Genomic DNA, 21,021 nt, shown 5'->3' on the forward strand with positions numbered 1-21,021 from the left:
GCGACCTCAACGCACGATCAGCAGCGGACAATGCAGCCGCGCCAGGCTCTGCCACAGCGGCTCGCGCTGCAGCAGCTGACTGTCGGCGTCGAGCATCAGCAGATCGTAGTTCCGCCCCGTGCCGCCGCCCGGGATGGAGGCCGTGTCGGCAGACACCAGCGGCACCATCTCCACGTCATCCGCCAGTTCACCCAAGGTGGTGCGGGCCTGCCGGCGCTGGCGTTCGGCGTCTTCGGCGTCCTGCGCCTGCTGCAACACCTCGAGCCGCACCGGACGTTGCCGGGCCATCTGCGCCGCCGCAGACAGCGCCCGCGTCGCCCCCGCGGAGCCATCGAAGAGCACACCGATGCGTGGTCCACGCGGGTCCGGCCACTCTGCCTGCGCGCCAGCCATGGCGCCCGCCCGTGATCCGGATCGCGGGCCCAACCGCCAATCCGGCCGCAAGCGCAACGGGGGCACCGCCCCGCGGACAGACGGCGCAAAGCGCCCTCGCGGCGTCAGCAGGAACATCTCCGCCGTGCTCACGGCGCTGAGGATCTCTCCCTCCACATCGCCGCGCCAGACCCGGAACGACCAGGCGCAACCGATGTGCTGGGCGGACGCCTGCAGCGATGCCCGCGCCCGTCGCGCCACCGCACGCAATTCCTGTTGCAGCCGTGCGGCGTCCAGCCCCGCTTCGGCGCGTGTGGTGAGCCGGAATTCGCGCACGAACGGCAGACCGACGGCCCGCAACAGCAGGTCGTTTTCGACGAACACCCCCTCCAGTTCGGCCTCGAGGGCGGCGGCCATGCCGGCGATCAGCCCCAGCAGCCGCGGGTCCTGGTCATCGGCATCCAGCACCACGCTGATCCGGCGTGGCAGCACGCGGGCGGTGGTGGTGTTCACGACGGCGTCTCTTCACCGCCACTGCCGCGCCGCCCCAGGGCTGGCGCCTGATGCGGGGCATCATTCGGGGCCTGGTCCGACAACCGCCCGTTCCGCGCCGCCGCCAGCGCCTGCAAACGCTCGGCATAGCCGATCAGCCGGGCCTCGACCCGACCGTTCAGGCTGTCCGGTGGAAAGCCGCCGTCGGCGTCCCGTTGGCCCGCCGGCAGCCCGGTGAGCAGGGCGATGCCCTGATCGACGCTGGAGACGGCGTGGACGCTGAACCGCCCCTGCGCCACCGCCTCCACCACGTCCTGCCGCAGCATCAGATGCTTGACGTTGGCGCTGGGGATGATGACCCCCTGGGTGCCGGTCAGCCCCCGGGCGGCGCAGATGTCGAAGAAGCCCTCGATCTTCTCGTTTACGCCGCCGATGGCCTGGATCTGGCCCTGCTGGTTCACCGACCCGGTCACCGCCAGGTCCTGCCGGATCGGGGTCTGGGCCAGGGACGACAACAGGGCGTAGAGTTCCGCCGACGAGGCACTGTCACCTTCCACGCCGCCATAGCTCTGCTCGAACACGAGGCTGGCGGACAGTGACAGCGGATGTTGCGGCACGTAGCGACCGGACAGGAAGCCCTGCAGGATCAGCACCCCCTTCGAGTGGATCGGCCCGCCCAGCTTGGCCTCGCGCTCGATGTCCAGCACCTCGCCGTCGCCCAGGCGGGTGCGCGCGGTGATGCGCGACGGATGGCCGAAACGGAAGCCGCCCAGGGCGATCACCGCCAGTCCGTTCACCTGGCCCACCTGGCTGCCGTCGATGTCGATCAGGATGGTGCCGCGCTCGATTTCCTCCTGGATACGGCGACGGATGCGATCGGCGCGGCCGATCTGCGCATCGATGGCCCGCTGCACCTCCGCCGCGCCCACCTGCGCCCGCCCGTGCTGGCCGGCCCAGTAATCAGCCTCCCGTGCCAGATCCGCCAGCGAGCGCATGTGTCCGCTCAGGCGCTGATTGTCCTCCGCCAGGCGGGCGCCCTGCTCGACGATGCGTGCCACGCCGGCGCGGTCGAACGGCCGCAGTCGCTCCTGCTGCACCAGCGACGCGATCAGCCGCGCATACAGGTGCGTGCTCTCGGCATCGCGCTCGAAACGGTCCTCGAAGTCCACCGCCACCTTGAACAGGGTGTCCAGTTCAGGATCGAGCATGGACAGCAGATAGTAGATGCGCCGATCACCGATCAGCACCACCTTCACCGTCAGCGGGATCGGCTCCGGCTCCAGCGACAGGGTGCTGATCAGGCTGGTGATCTGGCCGAGAGACTCGATGCGGATCTCGCCCGCCTGCAGGGCGCGCTTCAGGCCGTCCCACGCAAACGGCTGCAGCAGCAGCTTGAGCGCATCCAGCACCAGATAGCCGCCGTTGGCACGGTGCAGGGCACCGGCGCGCACCAGGGTGAAGTCCGTCTCCAGGGCACCCATGTTGGCCCGGTGTTCGACCCGCCCGACCAGGTTGTTGTACGACGGCAGGTCCTCATAGACCACCGGGGCGCCGCCGTCACGGTCGTGCGCCAGCAACAGGTTCACCTGATACCGGCGCTGCCAGGGCGGCCCCTCGTTGCGCTGCAGCTGCAGGCCGAGCAGTGCCGGCTTGTTGTCCTGGTCAGGCAGAAAGGCGCGATAGTGCTCGATGACATCGGCCTGCACCTGTTGCAGGTGCGCGGTCACCGGTTCCAGCTCGGCATATTTCTCCGCCAGGACCTCGAACAAGTGCGCGATGGCCGTGCTCGCCAGCTCGTGGTTCAGCGCCTCCACCTGCTCGTCGGTGCGTTTCTTCCACAACGGCAGCTGGTGCAGCACCCTGCGCAGGTCTTCCTGCAGCGCGGTGATGTCCTGCTCGATGCGCTTGCGGTCCTCCTCCGGCAGCTTGTGGAACTCCTGTGGCCCCAGCGGCTTGCCCTTCTGCAGTGGCGCCAGGGTGATGCCCGTGGGGGTGCGCAACAACGCGATGTCCTTTTCCTCGGCGTGCTGCTGGATCTCGGAAAAGGCCTGCTCCTGCTGCTCTTCCAGGGCCTCGTGCATGGACTGCACGCGAGTGCGGTACTCGTCGCTTTCGAACACGCCGACGATGGCGTCGCCGAGGTCGCGGATCAGCTGCTCGCTGTCACGCTGCAGCTCGACGCCCTGCCCCGGTGGCAGACGCAGCGCCCGGGGTCGGTGCATGTCGTCGAAATTGAACACATAGCACCAGTCCGCCGGCACCTTCTCCTCTGCCGCGCGCCGTTCCACCTCGCGCCGCACAAGCGCATGCTTGCCCATCCCCGACGGGCCAAGCACGAACAGGTTGTAGCCCTTGTGGCGCATGCCGATGCCGAACTGCAAGGCATCCACCGCACGCTGCTGACCCATGAACCCGTCCAGTGGGGTCAGCTCCGCCGTGGTGTCGAAATCCAGATCCTGCGGATCGCAACGCTGATAGAGCTGATCCGGGCGGAGGGCGGTGTCTGTCATGGCGGACTCGTGTGGGGCTGGAGCATGAACCGGCAATCGGCCTTTCCAGTATAGACCCGGCGTCCGTCGATTTTCGGACCAGGGCTGCCGTGGCCCGGGCAGCCCGAACCGTTACATGTGCTCCGGCCGCAGCAGCCCCGGTTCCACCCGCAACAGGAAGCCGACGATGACGGCGCTGATCAACGCCTCCACCACCGCCAGCGGAACCATGCTGATGGCGATGATCCCCGCCGCCGGCACGAAGGCCTCACCACTGAGCGCCAGGCTGCCGGCCACCAGCGCGCCGGTACCCAGCACCCCCAGGGCACCGGCCGCCGCCCCCGGCAGCCAGCCCCGACGCGGTGGCACACGCGCCAGCCAGGGCCGCAGCAGGAAGGCACACAGCAGCGCCGGCAGCGCCAGATTCATCAGGTTGACACCCAGCACCGTCACGCCGCCGTAGCCGAACATCAGGGCCTGCAGCAACAGGGCCACCGCCAGCGCCGGCACCACAGTGACGCCCAGGATGAGCCCCATCAGCCCGTTCAGCAGCAGATGCACGCTGCTCGGTCCCACCGGCACCGTCACCAGGGACGAGACAAAAAAGGCCGCCGACAGCACCGCCGCCTGCGGGATGTGGCGGTCGTCCAGCCGGCGCAAGGCCAGTGCCAGCAGTCCGACGGACACCGCGGCGCCGGTGACCAGCACCGGTGCGCTGAGCACGCCATCAGGGATGTGTGCCACCGGATGGCTCCTGCTCGGGTTGCTCCCGGCCCGGGTGCTGATATGCCGATGCGTCACGCCGGTGCAGGCGCCCGAAGGGGTCATTGAGGTTCACCGCAGGGCCCCGGCAGGAATCACTGAGCCCGCACCGCAGCCAGTGCGGTCATATTCAACAGGCCGCGCACGGTGGTGCCGGGGGTCAGGATATGGGCGGAGCGGGCCGCGCCCACCAGCAGCGGACCGATGGTGGTGCCGCCGCCCCCGGCATTGCCAAGCACCTTGAGCAGGTTGAAAGCGATATTGGCGGCGCCCTGGTTGGGCATGATCAGCAGATTGGCACTGCCATTCAGCAGGGAGCCCGGAAAACGTTCGTCGCGCACCGACTCCAACAGCGCAAGATCCGCACGCATCTCGCCGTCCACCTCCAGCTCCGGCTCGGCAAGCCGGATCAGCCGGACCGCCTGGTGCATCTTGCTGGCCTCCGCGTCCTGGTGGGTGCCGAAATTGGAGTGCGACAGCAAGGCCACCCGGGGCTCGATGCCAAAGCGCCGGACCTCCCGCGCGCACAACAGCGTGATCTCGGCAATGGCCTCGGCATCAGGCTCTACCTGCACATGGGTGTCGGCGATGAACAGCGTGCCCTGATGCAGCACCACCCCGTTCATGGCCGCCAGCCGATGGATGCCGGTGGCGGCCCCGATCACGGTCTCGATCTGCTCGAGGTGGTGGTTGTAGCGCCCGACCGCGCCGCAGATCAGGGCATCCGTGTCACCGGTGCGCAACAGCACGGCGCCCAGCGCCGTGCTGTTGTTGCGCAGATGCTCCCGCGCCTCGGACGGCGCATAGCCCCGCCGCTTGGCGCGCTGCAGGAAGGCCGCCACATGGGTCTCGTGCCGGGGATTGTGGTGCGGATCCAGGATCGACAGATCACGCTCCGGCGAGACCGACAGGCCCAGCGCCCGGATGCGCGCCTCGATGACCTCGCGACGCCCGATCAGCAACGGCCGCGCAATGCCCTGCTCCACCGCCTGCTGCGCCGCCTGCAGCACGCGATCGTCCTCGCCCTCGGCGAAGGCCACTCGCTGCAGCGCGGTGCGCGCCTGATCGAACACCGGCTTCATGGTCATGCCGGTGCGGAACACGCGGTGGTGCAACGATTGCCGGTAGGCCTGCAGATCGGCGATGGGCCGGGTGGCGACGCCGGATTCCGCGGCCGCCTTGGCGATGGCCGGCGCCACATGCTCCATCAGGCGCGGATCGAACGGCTTGGGGATCAGGTAGTTCTCGCCGAAGCGCAATTCCTGGCCACCATAGGCCTGGCGCACGATGTCCGAGGGCTGTTGCCGCGCCAGATCGGCGATGGCCTCCACGCAGGCCCGCTTCATGGGCTCGTTGATCTCCGTGGCACCGCAATCCAGCGCGCCGCGGAACAGGAACGGAAAGCACAGGACATTGTTGACCTGGTTGGGATAATCCGTGCGTCCGGTGGCCAGGATGGCGTCCGGTCGGGCGGCCTTCGCCAGTTCCGGCAGGATCTCAGGCACCGGATTGGCCAGTGCCATGATCAGCGGCCGGTCGGCCATCCGCGGCAGCCAGTCGGCCTTGAGCACCCCGGCCGCAGACAGGCCGAGAAAGACGTCCGCCCCGTCCAGGGCCTGCTCCAGGGTCCGATGCGGTGTATCGGCGGCATATTTTGCCTTGTAGGGGTCCATTTCCTCGGTGCGCCCGACGTGGACGACGCCCGCGATGTCGGTGACCAGGATGTTCTCCCGGGGCAATCCCAGCGAGACCAGCAGGTCCAGGCAGGCCAGGGCCGCGGCACCGGCGCCGGCGGTCACCAGCCGGATCTCCGACAGGTCCTTGCCCACCACGCGCAACCCGTTGAGGATGGCCGCCGAAACGACGATGGCCGTGCCGTGCTGGTCGTCGTGGAACACCGGGATGCCCATGCGTTCCTTCAGCGCCTGTTCGACGATGAAGCAGTCCGGCGCCTTGATGTCTTCAAGGTTGATGCCGCCGAAGGTCGGCTCCAGCCCGGCGATGATGTCGATCAGCCGCTGCGGATCGCGCTCGTCGATCTCGATATCGAACACATCGATATCGGCAAACTCCTTGAATAGCACCGCCTTGCCTTCCATGACCGGTTTCGAGGCCAGCCCGCCGATGGCGCCCAGCCCCAGCACGGCGGTGCCGTTGCTGATCACCGCCACCAGGTTGCCGCGGGCGGTGTAGTGCGCCGCCGTCAGCGGATCGGCAACGATCTCCTCGCAGGCGGCCGCCACACCGGGGGAGTAGGCCAACGCCAGGTCACGCTGGTTCGCCAGCGGCTTGGTGGCCTTGATCTCGAGTTTTCCCGGCTTCGGAAAGCGGTGATATTCAAGGGCGTTTTTTTTCAGTTCGTCTGACATGCGCTCTGGTCTCTGGGTGCCATGCGTGATCGGTCAAGATTGGTGTTCAACGGTATCCCTGGAGCTTGTCCAGGTATTCTGGCAGGAACAGCGAGATCTGCGGGACATAAGTGATCAGCAGCAGGAACACCAGCAACAGCAGCATCCAGGGCAGTACTGCGCGGATCACCCAGCCCATGGACTCGCCGGTGATGCCGGAGGTGACGAACAGGTTCAGCCCAACCGGGGGCGTCAGCATGCCGATCTCCATGTTCACCACCATGATGATGCCCAGGTGAATGGGGTCAATACCGAGCTGGGTGGCGATCGGGAACAGGATCGGCGCCATGATCAGCAGGATCGCGGATGGCTCCATGAAATTCCCCGCCGCCAGCAGCAGCAGGTTGACCACGATCAGGAACATCCAGGGCTCCATGCCGTAGGCGACGATGGTCTCCGCGATCTGGTGCGGGATGCGCTCGGTGGTCAATACATGCGCAAACAGCATCGCGTTGGCGATGATGAACAGCAGCATGATGCTGACCTTGGCGCCGTCGAGCACGGTCTTGCGCACCTCGTCGTCACCAACGCTGCGCATGATGGCCAGCGGCACCTGCCAGCCGTTGCGCACCAGCATGGCCGCAGCACCCTCGCCCGTCTTGCGCCAGGGCGTCGCCTTCAGCGGCCCCATGTCGCGATAGCCGATCACCGACACCAGGAAGGCGTAGACCGCGGACACCGCCGCCGCCTCGGTCGGGCTGGCAATGCCGCCATAGATGGAGCCCAGGACGATGACGATCAGCAGGATCCCGCCGGAGGCGCTGAAACCGGCGGACATCACCTCGCGCAGGCCCGGCCAGGGCTGCGACGGCAGTTGCTTGATCCGCGCCACCACATAGATGGCCAGCATCAGCAACCCCCCCATCATGATGCCCGGGATGAAGCCGGCCATGAACATCCGCGCCGCCGAGACCTCCGTTGCCGCAGCATAGACGAGCATGACGATGGACGGCGGTATCAGGATGCCCAGGGTGCCGGCATTGGCAATGACGCCGGCGGCAAAGGCCTTGGGATACCCAGAGCGCACCATGCCGGCAATGACGATGGTACCGATGGCCGCCACGGTGGCGGGAGACGAGCCGGACACCGCCGCAAACAGCATGCAGGCCAGCACCGAGGCCATGGCCAGGCCGCCCTTGATGTGTCCGACCACGTCGACGGCGAAGCGGATCAGCCGTTTGGCGACGCCACCGGTGGACAGGAACTGGGATGACAGGATGAAAAACGGGATGGCCAGCAACGTGTAGTGCGCCGACACCGCCTCGAACAGCTTCAGCGCCACGGAGGCCAGGGAGTCGCTGGAAAACAGCAGGATGGTCACGATGCTGGAAAAACCCAGCGCGATGGCGATGGGCATGCCCAGCAGCATGCAGCCAAACAACAGCAGGAACAGGACCGCCGTGGTCATCGGGCACCTCCGTCGGTTGCCGCAGGCGCGGACTCGGCACGCAGTTCATCGGCCAGTTGCATGCTCTCCTTGGCCTCATCCACCATCGCGAAACCTGTCGCGCGGCCAACGATGACCCGCCAGAACAGTTCCAGCAGCCGAATACCCAAAAATACGAAACCCACCAGCAGAATGCCGTGGGCAAGCCAGGCCGGCACCGGGATGTCTTCCAGTTCGATGCCGATCATGTGCATCTTGGCCAGGTACACCCAGGAGCCGTAGATGAACAGGCCGCAATAGGCCAGGGACAGGATCAGCGCAACCCCGGTCAGCAGCCGCTGACCCAGGGGCGCGAACAGCCGCAGGAAGGCATCGACGCCGATATGGGCGCCGACCTTGAGCCCGTAGGACGCGCCGAACAGCACGAACCAGGCGGACAGATGCAGGGTGGCCTCCTGCCCCCAGCTGACGCCGGTGCTGAAGCCGAAACGCAGAATCACCTCCCAGAACACCAGCAGCGTCATGGCCACCAGCAGCAACGAGATGATCGCCTCCTCCACCCGATTGACGATTCGAAAGAACATCCGCTCCCCTCTCCGCTGTCCCCCGGACCTCCGGCGATACCGGAGGCCGGGATTGCCTGTTCTATTGGCCTTGGGTTACTGGCCGTCGGTCGCGCTTGCCACCTGGTTGTCGGTCGTGTTGGCCGCATAGGCTGCGTCGATGAGGTCTGCGCCGATCTCCTTCTCGAACTTCTTCCACACCGGCTTCATCGCCTCGACCCATTGCGCCCGCTGCTCCGGGGTCAGTTCCAGGATCTCACTGCGACCGGATTCGGCGATCAGGCCCTTGTCCTCGATGGCCTTGTCTCGCGCGATCTGGTTGCCGAAGTCCAGCGCCTCGCGCAGGGCCGCGTTGACCTGGGCGCGTTGCTCGTCGGGCAGGCCCATCCAGAACTCCTTGGAGGTGACCACCATGTAGTCCAGCAGGCCGTGGTTGGACTCGGTGATGTAGGGCTGCACCTCGAAGAACTTCTTCGAGTAGATGTTCGACCAGGTGTTCTCCTGACCATCGATGGCGCGGGTCTGCAGCAGCGTGAAGACCTCGGAGAAGGGCTTTTTCAGTGGCGCCGCGTCAACCGCCTTGAACTGAGCCTCGAGTACCTCGGAGGACATGATGCGGAACTTGAGCCCGGCGGCATCTTCCGGCGTGCGCAGCGGCTTGCTGGACGACAACTGCTTCATGCCGTTGTGCAGATATCCCAGTCCGATCAGACCCTTGCGGCTGATGGAGTCGAGCATCGCCTGTCCCTGTTCGCTCTGCTGGAAGCGGTCCACGGCATCCAGGTCCTGGAACAGGAAGGGCAGGTCATAGAGCGCCAGCACATCGGTGTAGCGGCTGAACTTCGACAGTGCCGGGGCGGCCATCTGCACATCGCCCAGCAGCATGGCCTCCAGCACCTTGTCGTCGCCGAACAGCTGCGAGTTGGGGTAGACCTCGACCACGACAGCGCCCCCCGTCTTCTCGGCAACCAGTTCCTTGAACCGGTTGGCCATCTGGCCCTTGGGGGTGTTTTCCGCCACGACGTGGGAGAACTTGATCACGACGGGATCGTCGGCCAGCGCAACCGGGGCCGAGATGGCAGCTGCCAGACCGAGGGCGGCAAAGGGGAGTAGCTTCATTCGGAGCCTCTTCATGGTGTGTACTTTTAATAAATGCAACGCTGACGATCCAGCGGTTTCCATGCAGGCAAGTGTCGGTGTCCGTCTGCCGGGCCTGCGGCAGAATACCGCAACCGCGACAGGTTTTGTGCGAGTCTGTTGCATGGAAACCATGGTGCTTGCCGGTCACGGACGCCTTGCATCAGGCATCTTACACACTATGCAGATACCAGCGGCGCTCTCCCCGCATGTCGCGACAGATCCACAACCGCCCCCCCTCCACGGTAATGGCCACGGAGTAGTCGCGGGCCACGGCCCCCTCGCTGAGCAGCCCGATGGCCAGCACTGGGCGGGTAACGGCACGCGCTCCTTGCGCTCGCGCAGCAGCGCCAGCCAGCGCTCCGGAACGCGCGCCGCCCGACCTGAGACCCGACCCTCTCCGGATATCCGGGCGCCGGCTCAGCAGTTGCTCGAGCTGCATGACCCGGTCGCCGTCAGCCGCAACACCCCTACACCCAGCCCCTCCACCACCAGCGGCTGCCGGCGCAGATCCACAGCGATGGGCTGGAAGTCCGGATTCTCCGGCAACAACTGCACGCGATAGGGCCAACGGGCATGGCGACGAAAGCGCTTCACCGTCACCTCGTCATCGATACGCACCACGACGATCTGCCCGTTCCGGGCCTCCTGGCAACGGTGTACCGCCAACAGGTCGCCATCCAGGATGCCCGCGTCACGCATGCTTGCGCCCTGCACCCGCAACAGATAATCCGCCCGCGGCCGAAACAGTGACGGATCCACCGCATAGCGGTCCTCGACATGCTCCTCCGCCAGGATCGGACTACCGGCGGCAACCCGGCCGATCACCGGCAGCAACGCCGTATCCTCCACTTGCTCCAGCAGCCGGATGCCCCGCGAGGCCCCTGGCTGCAAGGTGATCACACCCTGCCGTTCCAGCGCCTTCAGATGATCCACCGCCGCATTCACCGACCTGAAGCCGAAGGCCTCGGCAATCTCCGCCCGGGTGGGCGGATAACCGGTCTCGCGGATGTGACGCCGGATCAGGTCCAGGATCTGCTGTTGCCGGTGTGTCAGCTGGGCAGTCGAACCGCCTGTGGGCTGCCCCGTCAACCGTGCTCTGGACTTATTGGACATGCTGCTCGCCCCGACGCGCCTTGATGCTGCCTCACTGAAAAACTGTCATTATAGACAGCTATTGCAGACAAGCAAGCCGTAGGCCGGGCGCTTCGTCTCGATCGACGGCCAACCGACGCGAACCGGCGAGCCCGTGCAATGCCGGACTCAATGAAAGCCGGCCGGCAGAAGTTTGCCGACCGCTGGCAGCCAAATGCCCTGCGCTGTACGCTATCGCCGATGAACAAGGACAAGCGCACCCAGATCTTCAGCCGCCTGCAGGCGATCAACCCCAACCCCACCACGGAACTGCACTTCAGCAGCCCGTTCGAGCTCCTGATCGCCGTGATCCTGTCCGCCCAGGCCACCGACAAGGGCGTGAACCGCGCCACCGCCGGCCTGTTCGCGCAGGCAAACACCCCCCAGGCCATCCTCGACCTGGGTGAAGACGGACTCAAGCAGCACATCCGCACCATCGGCCTGTTCAACAGCAAGGCCAGCAACATCATGCAGACCTGCCGCATCCTGGTGGAGCAGCACGGCAGTCAGGTGCCACGGGCGCGCGAAGCACTCGAGGCCCTGCCCGGGGTCGGCCGCAAGACCGCCAATGTCGTGTTGAACACCGCCTTTGGTGAACCAACCATGGCCGTGGACACTCACATCTTCCGGGTGTCCAACCGGACCCGCATCGCCCGGGGCAAGACCCCACTGGCGGTGGAAAAGGCCCTGCTGAGGCTGGTGCCCAAGGCATTCCTGCAGGATGCTCACCACTGGCTGATCCTGCATGGGCGCTACATCTGCACGGCACGCAAGCCGCGCTGCGGCCAGTGCCCCATCGCCGATCTGTGCGAATATCCGGACAAGACAGCAGCGGCTGCAGCACCAGAGGCCGTACCAAAGGCCGCGCCGGAGGCAACCGCAGCGCCTGCCCCATGAGGACAGCACGGCCTGACAACGAGTAGCGTCAACCACGATCAGCCATCGACCACAGTCTCGCCCGGGGAGACGCTGATTGATTGGCCTGCCTGATCCGATCCTGGCCAAAATCAGTGCGCGATTCGAAAACGCGGTTTCCGAATCGCTTCATTGCCAGCGGCTTACGCCGCTAAAAATGGCGGAGCATCCTGCCCTGCGCGAGAAATGCTAAATAAATCAGCATTTCCTAGAACGGATATTCCAGAACCAGTCCATGTACACCACAGACCGAGATTCATTCCGCCAGGCTTTCCTGGAGGCCTGGCGCAAGAGCAAGACCGGCGAACCGCTGCAACCCCTGGAACAGCAGATCGTCCAGATCATCAGCCAGCATCCCGAGTACCACGCCATCGTCGACAACAGCGACATGCTCGACCGCGACTGGCTGCCCGAAGGCGGCGAGACCAATCCCTTCCTGCACATGGGACTGCACCTGGCCCTGTACGAACAGGTCACCACCGACAATCCACCAGGCATGCGCAAGCTGTACCGACAGATGATCGAGAACTGCCTGGGCGACGTGCACGACGCCGAGCACCGGATGCTGGAATGCCTGGCCGAGGCCATCTGGCAGGTGCAGCGCCACGGCCGTGCGTTCAACAGCAAGGCCCTGCTCAAATGCATCCGCAAACGCGGCGGCGGCAAGCGCCAGCGCGACTGATCATGCCGGCAGACGGCGGCCACCAGTTGTTCGTCCACCAAGACCAATCAATCCAGCAGATTTTGAACGGTTGGTTTTAACCGGGGCGTCTCCATTAAACGCCCAACGCCTGCTTCGGTATGCGTACGGACCTCACCCGGACCCCTGTCCGTGGCCCGGGGCGCCGATGATCGATCACCATCCTCCCGGAGGAGATTCTCGCATGACAAAGAAACCGATTACACCCGTTGCAACCCTGGTCGGGGCCACCCTGGCGGGCAGCCTGTCCGCCGCCCTGGCCGCAGAACGGTCGACAGATCTGTTCCAGCCGGAAGCCTCTCAAGCAGCGCTGTCCGGCACAGAACTGGTCCGCGACGACCTCTTCGAGGCAACCCCCCTTGCATCTGGCTACATGCTGCTGGCCACCGGCGATACCGAAGGCAAGTGCGGTGGTGGTCAGGGTGACGACGGCAAGGACGGCGAAGGAAAATGCGGCGAGGGCAAGTGCGGCGAAGGGACCTGCGGCAGCAGCAGCTGACGAGCACCCGGCCTCCGGCCGCCACCCACCAGACCTGGCAGCATCTTGGCAACCACCCGGCTGCCAAAGGGTTTCACGTGGTGCGACACACCATGAATCCGTCCAATCGCTGCGTCAGTGGCGCCGGACTCGGTCTGCGGCGCAGCTTCATCGCCGCCGCGGCCGGGCACCCCCCGCCGGAGGTCGATTTCTACGAAGTCGCCCCCGAAAACTGGATCGATGTTGGCGGCCGGTTCGGCCGGCTGTTGCGTGCCATGACAGAGCGGCATCCGTTCGTCTGCCACGGGCTGTCGCTATCGATCGGCTCGACAGACCCGCTGGATCTCGATCTGGTGAGGAATATCAGGGCCTTTCTCGAGCGGCACGGCATCCACCACTACAGCGAGCACCTCAGCTGGTGCTCGGACAGCGGACACCTGTACGACCTGTTGCCGCTCCCCTTCACCGCCGAGGCCGTGCGGCATGTGGCCGGGCGCGTGCGCCAGGTACAAGAATTGCTCGGCCGGCGCATTGCGCTGGAAAACGCCTCGTATTACGCCGTACCGACCCGCGACATGACGGAGCTCGACTTTCTGCTGGCGGTGCTGGACGAGGCGGATTGCGACCTGTTGCTGGATGTCAACAACCTCTTCGTCAACAGCGTCAACCACGGCTACGATGCCGCCGATTTCCTGCAACGCCTGCCCGGCGAGCGCATCGCCTACTGCCACGTGGCCGGCCATCGCGTCGAGGCGCCGGATCTGCGCATCGACACCCATGGCGCCGATGTCATCGAACCCGTCTGGCAGTTGCTGGACCTCGCCTACAGCCGCTTCGGTCCGCTGCCTACCCTGCTGGAACGCGACTTCAACATCCCGCCCCTGGCGCAACTGGTCCCTGAGGTCGCGCGCATCGCGCAGTTGCAGCAACGCCATGCACGGCCGTCCGGCGAAGCGGCGGGTTTCCAGTCCGACATGATGCCGGATGCTGACCCCTGGTCCGTTCCAGCCTGCGGCCATGACGCCACCCCGCACGCATCAGCCCATGACCCTGCCCCAGTCCATGGCCGCGCCCGCGGTTGACCCGGCCATGTGCTCGGGGGCGTCGTTCGGAACAGCCTCCGGGACAGTTTTCGGGGCAGACATGGACAAAGCCGGGCTTGCACAGACTCAGCGTGAGTTCGCGCGCCATCTGCGCGATCCGGCGCACTGCCCAGCGCCGGACGGAATCGACGCGCAACGGATGGCCGTCTACCGCGATCTGGTGCTCAACACCCTGTCGGGCTTGCTGGCAGGCAGCTTTCCGGTGCTCCGGCGCCTGCTGTCGGCGTCACAGTGGCAGGCCCTGGTGCGCGACTTCCTGTCTTGCCACCGCTGTCACACCCCCCTGTTCCTGGAGCTGGCGCAGGAGTTTCTGGACTACCTGGGCAACGAGCGCACACCGGCAGCGGAGGATCCGCCCTTTCTGCTGGAACTGGCGCACTACGAGTGGGTGGAACTGGCCCTGAGCGTCAGTGACGAGGACCCAGACCCGGCACTGGCGGATGCGCAGGGTGATCTGCTGTCTGGCCGCCCGTTGCTGACGCCGCTGCTATGGAACCTGTGCTATCGCTTCCCGGTCCACCGCATCGGCCCGGACTACCGGCTGCCGCCAAGCCCTTCGCCAGACCCGGCGCCAGGCAGGGCAGCTGATGCAACCCCGGACGGCGCACCGGGCACCCCGCCCACGCGCCTGCTCGTCTGGCGCGATCAGGGAGATCGGGTCCGTTTTCTGCAGATCAACGCGCTCACCCAGCGCCTGATCCAGCTGCTGCAGGAACCCACAACCACAAACGGCCGTGCGCTGCTGGAGCAGATCGCCGCCGAACTGGACCACCCCGACCCGGATGCGGTCGTCAGCGCCGGCGCCAGGCTGCTGCTGGACCTGCGCGAGCGGCAGGTCATCCTTGGTACCTGCCGCGATCAGTCCGCCGCCCGTTCTTCGATGCGAAAGCCCAGCAGTTCCAGCACCAGCCCTGTCACCGCACCGCCGAGCAAGCCGCCCAGCATGCCGTAGGGGACATCCCCCAGCACCTGGTCGACCGCCCCGCGCGTGGCCATGTCCAGCGCCGCAATGGTGGTACCGCTGATCACCCAGATGCCCGCACCCACCACCGCGGCGATCAGCCCCGCCACCAGCGGTGCCGCAAGGCCGGCCGGCAGCCAGCCGTGACAGGCCTGCAACATCCAATGCTCATTGAGCTGGAACAGCGCGCCCACCAGGGCCACCACCCCGGCGGCCATGACCAGGGGGCCGATGGGCTGCGGATAGACCTGCAGCAGCACCATCAGGACGATGCCTGCGCCGAGACCGGCAATGAGGCCGGTCAGGGTCTCCGCGAGCGGTCGCGCATTGCGACGCCCGATCCAGGCAAATGCGGCACCCGCCACGATCCCCGCCACCCCTGCCAGGCCGGCGATCAGGGCCAGTTCGATCTGAGGGCCGAACACGATGAGATAGGCCACCGAGGCCACCACGCCCGCGGTGGCGCCCACCAGTGCAAGCTGCATGGCGCTGTAGAAGGCCGCCGTGGTCATGGCCGCCGCAACGGCGCCCAGCAGCACGGGCTGCCAGCCCGCCAGCCCGAGCACCGACAAGACCTGGTAAAGACCGATGAACAGCCCTCCGAAGACGGTGCCGGCCAGCCCCCAGACGAGCAGTGTCGTCAGAATGGCCACCAGCCGTTGTGTAATCCGCATGTTGTCGCTCCTCCGCCCTTCGTGCACTTTCTGATCGCGGAACAGGCAGCCGGAGACCGCCCACGCCAGCGCCGGGGCACGTTATTTTCATCGAACATCTCTTGTCGGCCGCCTTCCGGTCAGCCCTTTGGCCCGAACAGCAACCACAGGATCAACCCCACCACCGGCAGCAACAGGATCAGCACCACCCAGATCACCTTGCTGCCCGTGCCGGCGTTGCTCTGCACGATGCGAATCATGGCGTAGACAATCAGAACCAACCAGATCAGCCCGAACAGACCGCTGACTTCGATATGCATTGTTTCTCCAGATAATCCTCTTCCGACCCGCCAAAGCCCGCCGTCGGCATCTCCTCAACGCCTGACGGACATATTCCGGACACGGGATCGCTCGTCAGCCCGTCCGCCAGCTCTACAGGATCCGCCGGCGCGATACCTGCACTCCTGCGCCGGCTCCTTGAGCGGTTCCTGCATCGATTCCTGAAGCGGCTCCCGCAAGGGCACCGCCCGCACCGGCAATTCCAGCGTCACCAGAGCGCCGCCGTTCGGCTGGTTCTCGCGTCTGAACACACCTCCCAGCAGTTCCACCCGAGATTGCAACTGACGCAAGCCGAATCCGCCGCCTGTCAGTGCCGCCGGATCGCCGATCCCAGGCTGGGGACCGGTCTGTTCCTGTTCCCGTTCTTGCTCGGACGCCTGCTCAGATGCCGGCTCGCATTGCAGCGACGGCGTCGGCATCGGCGCATGGAAGCCGCATCCGTCATCGCTGACCGACAGGGCAACCCAATCCGGGCCGAAGCGCACGGTGATGAGGGCGCTGGCGGCGTCGGCGTGCTTGCCGACATTGACCAGCAGCTCCCTGGCGCCCTGGAACAGGATCTGCTCCAGCAGTTCAGGCAACGGTCGGATGTCGCCGATGCAGTCGCAGACCACCTGCAGCGTCCATTGCGCGCCCAGCCGTGCACCCAGCCATTCCAGGGCAACGCACAGGCCCTCCTGTTCCAGGATCGGCGGACTGAGTTCGAACAGCAGGGTTCGCAACTGGCCCATGGACTCGTCCAGCAACGCCAGCACCCGTTGATCGCGCTCTGCCGAAGGCGCATGACCCTGCAGCAGGATGCGCGACAGCGCCAGTTGCTGCAGCGTGGTGTCGTGCAATTGACGCGCAAACAGGCGCCGCTGCTGCTCTTCAACCCGCGCCATCTCCACCGACAGCCCGCGCAGCCGGTGATTGGCCTGACGCAACAGCTCGGTCTGCTCTTCCAGTTGCCGCGACAGCCACGCCAGTTGCGCCTGGGTCCGCACCCGTACCAGCAGCAGCGCCGGGTCCACCGGCTTGACCAGATAGTCCTGTGCGCCGACGTCGAAACAGCGGGCCACCCGCCTGGGCTCGGCGTCGGCAATCAGCAGCAGTACCGGCACCCTGCGGGTATCGGTCCCGGCGCACAGGCTTTGGCAGGCCTCGAAGCCAGCATCGTCCGGCGCTGCCGCATCCAGCAGCACCAGGTCTGCAGACCGGGCCACATCCGCCAGATCGGCGGCCCGGGCGCAGGCCACGACGGCATAGCCCTGCTCCCGCAGCAGGCCGGAAAGGCAGCTCCGGGTGGTGGCGTCCTGCTCCACCACCAGGATGCGTATGGCCTCTGCGGCGACGGACTCGGTGTCCATAGGGCTCTGTGCGTCTGTGCGTCGACCGGTCTTGGCAGGACGGAATCAGGTGGCCCCGTAGCGCACGGCCATGCCCGGCGACAACCAGAGCAACGCCGCATCGCCGGGGGTTTCGGGTGGCGCCGCCGCCAGCATCACAACCCCTTCGGGCAGCCGCCAGAGCAGCACGCCAGCACCCACCGGCTGCAACGGATCGCCCAGGCCGTTGCGCAGGCTGGCCTCCAGCAATTCGTGGTAGCGCTCGCGGTAGTTGAGATGCATCGAGGTCAGCAGATCGCCGCGGTAGTACAACCGCACGGTGCGGGCGGGCATGCCGTTGAAGGACGCGATCTCAGCGGCGCAGACGCGCTCGCCGAATGCGGTTTCGCGCGCCTCGCACTGGAACCGGACCTTCGGGAACAAGGTCTCGAAGTCGCTCTGGGTCACATGCTGATTCAGGTGGTCGTAGGCGATGTTGAAGCTGGGATGCCCCGTCACCTGCAGCAGGAACAGGTCACTGCGGCGCTGACCGTCCTCCGTGAGCACCAGCCAGGTAAAGGGGCCCGCCACCAGGGCCAGTGACAGGATCAACTTGTAGCTGCGTGGGATCTTGAGATTCATCATGGGTGCATTGTAGACGCAGCGGCCGCCGTTGTCCGCCAAACCCGCACCCCCATCAACACGAAGAGCGCCTCTCCCCGCCCCTTAGGGTCACGCTGATTTAGCTAGCGTTTGCTGCGCGGGGCAGGACGCCCCGCCATTTTCAGCGGCCTAAGCCGCTGAAAATGAAGAAACCTGGAAACCACGTTTTCAGGTTTCGTGCTGATTTTTGGCCAGGAGGCCAATAAATCAGCGTCTACTTAAAGCGCAGCGCGGCCCTGCCGTATACTGCGCCCATGAACAAGGACACCCCAGGCAAGCAACGTCGGTCGCCCGCTGACGGCGAAAAATCGCACACGCCAATGATGCAGCAATACCTCCGGATCAAGGCGGATCATCCGGACAAGCTGCTGTTCTACCGCATGGGAGACTTCTACGAACTGTTCTTCGGCGATGCCGAGCAGGCCGCGCGACTGCTGGACATCACGCTGACCCGGCGCGGGCAGTCCGCGGGCAAGCCGATCCCCATGGCGGGCATCCCCTATCACGCCGCCGAGGGCTATCTGGCGCGACTGGTACGCCTGGGTGTGTCGGTGGCGATCTGCGAGCAGATCGGCGACCCGGCAAAGAGCAAGGGTCCCGTCGCCCGTGAGGTGGTCCGGGTGGTGACCCCCGGCACCCTCACCGATGAGGCATTGCTGGATGAACGCCGCGAGAACCTGCTGTGCGCCGTGGCCGAGGACGGGAACCGCTTCGGTGTCGCGGTGCTGGAACTGGCCAGCGGGCGTTTCTCAGTCGTCGAGCTCGCCGGCTCAGCAGCCGCCAGCGCATCCGGGGCCGAATCCGGGACCGGTGCAGGCACGGAAGCCCTGACGGCGGAACTGGAGCGGCTGCGGCCAGCAGAACTCCTGCTGAGCGAGGACAGCAGACTGCCGGAGACCCTGCGGCTCGATGCCCTGGGGCTCGCCCGGGCGGTCACCCGACGCCAGCAGTGGCTGTTCGACAGCGACAGCGCCACCCGCGCCCTGTGCGAGCAATTCGGCACCCGCGACCTGGCCGGCTTCGGCTGCGCCGACCTGCCCCTGGCCATCGGCGCCGCCGGCTGCCTGCTGCAATATGTCAAGGACACCCAGTGCGCTGCCCTGCCGCACCTGCGCGGGTTGCAGACGGAGCGCCGGGACGACGCCGTCATCCTCGACGCCGCCACCCGTCGCAACCTCGAACTGACCACGCCCCTCGGTGGCGGCGAGGGTGCTGACCGCCACACCCTGGCCGGGGTCATGGACCGTACCTGCACCGCCATGGGCGCCCGCGCCCTGCGTCGCTGGATCAACCGGCCGCTGCGCGACAACGGCCAGATCCGCCGGCGCCATGACGCCATCGAGACCTTGATCCTGCGCGGCGCCTACGACCCCTTGCGCGACGAGCTGGCGGCCATCGCAGACCTGGAACGCATCGCCTCGCGCATCGCCCTCGGCTCCGCCCGCCCCCGGGATCTGGCAGCCCTGCGCGATGGCCTGGCCCGACTGCCGGCCCTGGGCGCCGTGCTGCAGGACCTGGACGATCCGCTGCTGCAGACCCTGCGCACGGACCTGGGCGAACAGCCGGAGACACTGGAGCTGCTCGGCCGCGCCATCCGCGAACAGCCGCCGGTGCTGATTCGCGACGGCGGGGTCATCGCCCGCGGCTACGACGCCGAACTGGACGAGCTGCGCGACTTGGCGGAGCACGGCGATCGCTTCCTGCTGGAGCTGGAACAGCGCGAGCGCGAGCGTACCGGCATCGCCACCCTGAAGGTCAGCTACAACCGCGTACACGGTTATTACATCGAACTCGGCCGCAGCCATGCGGACAAGGTGCCCGACGACTACCGGCGACGGCAGACGCTGAAGGGGGTCGAACGCTACATCACGCCGGAGCTGAAACGGTTCGAAGACCAGGTGCTGAGCGCCCGGGAGCGCGCCCTGAGCCGTGAGAAGGCCCTGTACGATGAACTGCTGGCGCAGTTGCGGCAGCAGCTGGCGCCCTTGCAGACCTGCGCCGAGGCGCTGGCCGTGCTGGACGTGCTGTGCAATCTGGCCGAACGGGCGGAACGCCTGGACTGGACCCGTCCGCAACTGGTCGACGAGCCAATGATCGACATCGACGACGGCCGCCATCCGGTGGTCGAGCAGGTGTCCGGCGGCACACAGCCCTTCGTCGCCAACGGCGTGCGCCTGGACGAGGCACGACGCATGCTGATCATCACCGGCCCCAACATGGGTGGCAAGTCCACCTTCATGCGACAGACGGCGCTGATCGTGCTGATGGCCTGCGCGGGCAGCTTCGTCCCGGCCCGCGCGGCACGGCTCGGACCGGTGGACCGGATCTTCTCACGCATCGGCGCCGCAGACGACCTGGCCGGCGGGCGCTCCACCTTCATGGTGGAGATGGAAGAGACGGCCAACATCCTGCACAACGCGAGCCCGTGCAGCCTGGTGCTGATGGACGAGGTCGGCCGCGGCACCAGCACCTTCGACGGCCTGTCACTGGCCTGGTCCTGCGGCATCGAACTGGCCACGCGCATCCGCGCCTTCACCTTGTTCGCAACCCACTATTTCGAACTCACCACCCTGCCCGAGACGCACCCGGGCATTGCCAATGTCCACCTCGAGGCGGTAGAGCACGGAGAGCGCATCGTCTTCCTGCACAGTGTGCGCGAGGGACCGGCCAACCAGAGCTACGGCCTGCAGGTGGCGGCCCTGGCCGGCGTGCCGGCGGCGGTCATCGACCGCGCCCGCAGCCGTCTGCGGGAACTCGAGGACAGCGCATTCGCTCAGACGCAGGCTCAGGCGGAGACTCTGGCGGATGGGCAGGGGCAGTACCGGCGGCAGGCACCGAGCCGCGGCGACCAGGCCACCGATGGCCGGCGAGGCCGGACCCGGAAGCCCGGCCGAAACGCCGCCGGCGAGGGGGAGATGGCGCAGCTCAGCCTGTTCCCGCCGGAGCCGCCGCATCCGGCGCTGTCGACCCTGCGGGATCTCGATCCCGACGCGCTCACCCCGCGCCAGGCCATGGAGGTGCTCTACCAGCTGAAAGGGTTGCTTTAGGAACGCGCCCAAAACAAGGTGAACACTGTAGGGCGGGTAATAGGAGCGCCGACCCCCGTGTGGGCGGTTGGGGGTGGGCGTAGCGTTTTAACCCCAACCAGGCAAACGGGT

General features: G+C 66.5%; 18 protein-coding genes. 6 read left to right on the forward strand and 12 right to left on the reverse strand.

Annotation, left to right across the window (positions count from 1 at the left end):
* Window positions 1-6: 6 nt before the first annotated feature.
* The 8 genes from F2Q65_RS13365 to lexA form a co-directional block, all read right to left on the reverse strand.
* Window positions 7-885: a universal stress protein gene (locus F2Q65_RS13365; protein WP_150093914.1), complete on the reverse strand. Its 879-nt coding sequence runs from the start codon at window positions 883-885 to the stop codon at window positions 7-9.
* On the reverse strand, window positions 882-3,374 hold the full coding sequence (locus tag F2Q65_RS13370) for a Lon protease family protein (protein ID WP_150093915.1): 2,493 nt from the start codon (window positions 3,372-3,374) through the stop codon (window positions 882-884). Before F2Q65_RS13370 ends, F2Q65_RS13365 begins: the two co-directional genes overlap by 4 nt.
* Window positions 3,375-3,485: 111 nt before the next feature.
* Window positions 3,486-4,097 (reverse strand): cobalt transporter CbiM, encoded by a 612-nt coding sequence (cbiM, locus tag F2Q65_RS13375; protein ID WP_150093916.1) that lies wholly within the window; start codon window positions 4,095-4,097, stop codon window positions 3,486-3,488.
* Between the two features lie 113 nt (window positions 4,098-4,210).
* Complete coding sequence (locus F2Q65_RS13380) at window positions 4,211-6,484, reverse strand: NADP-dependent malic enzyme (protein WP_150093917.1); 2,274 nt, start codon at window positions 6,482-6,484, stop codon at window positions 4,211-4,213.
* 46 nt (window positions 6,485-6,530) lie between these two features.
* A complete protein-coding gene (locus F2Q65_RS13385) occupies window positions 6,531-7,931 on the reverse strand; it encodes a TRAP transporter large permease (protein ID WP_150093918.1) in 1,401 nt (466 codons plus the stop codon).
* Window positions 7,928-8,494 (reverse strand): TRAP transporter small permease, encoded by a 567-nt coding sequence (locus F2Q65_RS13390; RefSeq protein WP_150093919.1) that lies wholly within the window; start codon window positions 8,492-8,494, stop codon window positions 7,928-7,930. The genes F2Q65_RS13385 and F2Q65_RS13390 overlap by 4 nt, the downstream gene beginning before the upstream one ends.
* A 75-nt stretch (window positions 8,495-8,569) precedes the next feature.
* Window positions 8,570-9,592 (reverse strand): TRAP transporter substrate-binding protein, encoded by a 1,023-nt coding sequence (locus tag F2Q65_RS13395; RefSeq protein ID WP_150093920.1) that lies wholly within the window; start codon window positions 9,590-9,592, stop codon window positions 8,570-8,572.
* Window positions 9,593-10,030: 438 nt separating this feature from the next.
* Window positions 10,031-10,726: a transcriptional repressor LexA gene (lexA, locus tag F2Q65_RS13400; protein WP_150093921.1), complete on the reverse strand. Its 696-nt coding sequence runs from the start codon at window positions 10,724-10,726 to the stop codon at window positions 10,031-10,033.
* 219 nt (window positions 10,727-10,945) lie between these two features.
* Between lexA and nth the strand changes: the two genes are divergently transcribed.
* From nth to F2Q65_RS13425, 5 genes are all read left to right on the forward strand, one after another.
* Window positions 10,946-11,641: an endonuclease III gene (nth, locus tag F2Q65_RS13405; protein ID WP_150093922.1), complete on the forward strand. Its 696-nt coding sequence runs from the start codon at window positions 10,946-10,948 to the stop codon at window positions 11,639-11,641.
* Window positions 11,642-11,894: 253 nt separating this feature from the next.
* On the forward strand, window positions 11,895-12,341 hold the full coding sequence (locus tag F2Q65_RS13410; RefSeq protein WP_150093923.1) for a DUF1841 family protein: 447 nt from the start codon (window positions 11,895-11,897) through the stop codon (window positions 12,339-12,341).
* A gap of 202 nt (window positions 12,342-12,543) precedes the next feature.
* A complete protein-coding gene (locus tag F2Q65_RS13415; RefSeq protein ID WP_150093924.1) occupies window positions 12,544-12,858 on the forward strand; it encodes an HvfA family oxazolone/thioamide-modified RiPP metallophore in 315 nt (104 codons plus the stop codon).
* A 92-nt stretch (window positions 12,859-12,950) separates the two neighbouring features.
* Window positions 12,951-13,919, forward strand: a complete 969-nt coding sequence (locus F2Q65_RS13420; protein ID WP_150093925.1) for an HvfB family MNIO-type RiPP peptide maturase — start codon at window positions 12,951-12,953, stop codon at window positions 13,917-13,919.
* 61 nt (window positions 13,920-13,980) lie between these two features.
* Window positions 13,981-14,892: an HvfC family RiPP maturation protein gene (locus F2Q65_RS13425; RefSeq protein ID WP_150093926.1), complete on the forward strand. Its 912-nt coding sequence runs from the start codon at window positions 13,981-13,983 to the stop codon at window positions 14,890-14,892.
* On the opposite strand, the gene F2Q65_RS13430 is transcribed toward F2Q65_RS13425, so the two are convergent.
* From F2Q65_RS13430 to F2Q65_RS13445, 4 genes are all read right to left on the reverse strand, one after another.
* On the reverse strand, window positions 14,799-15,575 hold the full coding sequence (locus tag F2Q65_RS13430; protein WP_150093927.1) for a spermidine synthase: 777 nt from the start codon (window positions 15,573-15,575) through the stop codon (window positions 14,799-14,801). The two genes, F2Q65_RS13425 and F2Q65_RS13430, sit on opposite strands and share 94 nt — an antisense overlap.
* A 119-nt stretch (window positions 15,576-15,694) precedes the next feature.
* Window positions 15,695-15,874 carry a PLDc N-terminal domain-containing protein gene (locus tag F2Q65_RS13435; protein WP_150093928.1) on the reverse strand — a complete coding sequence of 60 codons (180 nt, stop codon included), beginning with the start codon at window positions 15,872-15,874 and terminating at the stop codon, window positions 15,695-15,697.
* A gap of 54 nt (window positions 15,875-15,928) precedes the next feature.
* Complete coding sequence (locus F2Q65_RS13440) at window positions 15,929-17,242, reverse strand: ATP-binding response regulator (RefSeq protein WP_150093929.1); 1,314 nt, start codon at window positions 17,240-17,242, stop codon at window positions 15,929-15,931.
* A gap of 45 nt (window positions 17,243-17,287) precedes the next feature.
* Window positions 17,288-17,842 (reverse strand): hypothetical protein, encoded by a 555-nt coding sequence (locus F2Q65_RS13445; RefSeq protein WP_150093930.1) that lies wholly within the window; start codon window positions 17,840-17,842, stop codon window positions 17,288-17,290.
* Window positions 17,843-18,183: 341 nt separating this feature from the next.
* Between F2Q65_RS13445 and mutS the strand changes: the two genes are divergently transcribed.
* A complete protein-coding gene (gene mutS / locus F2Q65_RS13450; RefSeq protein ID WP_150093931.1) occupies window positions 18,184-20,910 on the forward strand; it encodes a DNA mismatch repair protein MutS in 2,727 nt (908 codons plus the stop codon).
* Window positions 20,911-21,021 lie beyond the last annotated feature (111 nt).

The sequence above is a fragment of the Thiohalocapsa marina genome (genome assembly GCF_008632335.1).
GTDB classification, from domain to species: Bacteria; Pseudomonadota; Gammaproteobacteria; order Chromatiales; family Chromatiaceae; genus Thiohalocapsa; species Thiohalocapsa marina.

Excerpts from the sequence above, each read along its gene's own strand:
- F2Q65_RS13385 (WP_150093918.1), bottom strand. The coding sequence starts at position 7,931 with ATGACCACGGCGGTCCTGTTCCTGCTGTTGTTTGGCTGCATGCTGCTG.
- F2Q65_RS13420 (WP_150093925.1), top strand. The coding sequence starts at position 12,951 with ATGAATCCGTCCAATCGCTGCGTCAGTGGCGCCGGACTCGGTCTGCGG.
- F2Q65_RS13380 (WP_150093917.1), bottom strand. The coding sequence starts at position 6,484 with ATGTCAGACGAACTGAAAAAAAACGCCCTTGAATATCACCGCTTTCCG.
- mutS (WP_150093931.1), top strand. The coding sequence starts at position 18,184 with ATGATGCAGCAATACCTCCGGATCAAGGCGGATCATCCGGACAAGCTG.
- nth (WP_150093922.1), top strand. The coding sequence starts at position 10,946 with ATGAACAAGGACAAGCGCACCCAGATCTTCAGCCGCCTGCAGGCGATC.
- F2Q65_RS13410 (WP_150093923.1), top strand. The coding sequence starts at position 11,895 with ATGTACACCACAGACCGAGATTCATTCCGCCAGGCTTTCCTGGAGGCC.
- F2Q65_RS13445 (WP_150093930.1), bottom strand. The coding sequence starts at position 17,842 with ATGAATCTCAAGATCCCACGCAGCTACAAGTTGATCCTGTCACTGGCC.
- F2Q65_RS13425 (WP_150093926.1), top strand. The coding sequence starts at position 13,981 with ATGGACAAAGCCGGGCTTGCACAGACTCAGCGTGAGTTCGCGCGCCAT.
- F2Q65_RS13370 (WP_150093915.1), bottom strand. The coding sequence starts at position 3,374 with ATGACAGACACCGCCCTCCGCCCGGATCAGCTCTATCAGCGTTGCGAT.
- F2Q65_RS13440 (WP_150093929.1), bottom strand. The coding sequence starts at position 17,242 with ATGGACACCGAGTCCGTCGCCGCAGAGGCCATACGCATCCTGGTGGTG.
- F2Q65_RS13415 (WP_150093924.1), top strand. The coding sequence starts at position 12,544 with ATGACAAAGAAACCGATTACACCCGTTGCAACCCTGGTCGGGGCCACC.
- F2Q65_RS13390 (WP_150093919.1), bottom strand. The coding sequence starts at position 8,494 with ATGTTCTTTCGAATCGTCAATCGGGTGGAGGAGGCGATCATCTCGTTG.
- F2Q65_RS13430 (WP_150093927.1), bottom strand. The coding sequence starts at position 15,575 with ATGCGGATTACACAACGGCTGGTGGCCATTCTGACGACACTGCTCGTC.
- lexA (WP_150093921.1), bottom strand. The coding sequence starts at position 10,726 with ATGTCCAATAAGTCCAGAGCACGGTTGACGGGGCAGCCCACAGGCGGT.
- F2Q65_RS13435 (WP_150093928.1), bottom strand. The coding sequence starts at position 15,874 with ATGCATATCGAAGTCAGCGGTCTGTTCGGGCTGATCTGGTTGGTTCTG.
- F2Q65_RS13395 (WP_150093920.1), bottom strand. The coding sequence starts at position 9,592 with ATGAAGCTACTCCCCTTTGCCGCCCTCGGTCTGGCAGCTGCCATCTCG.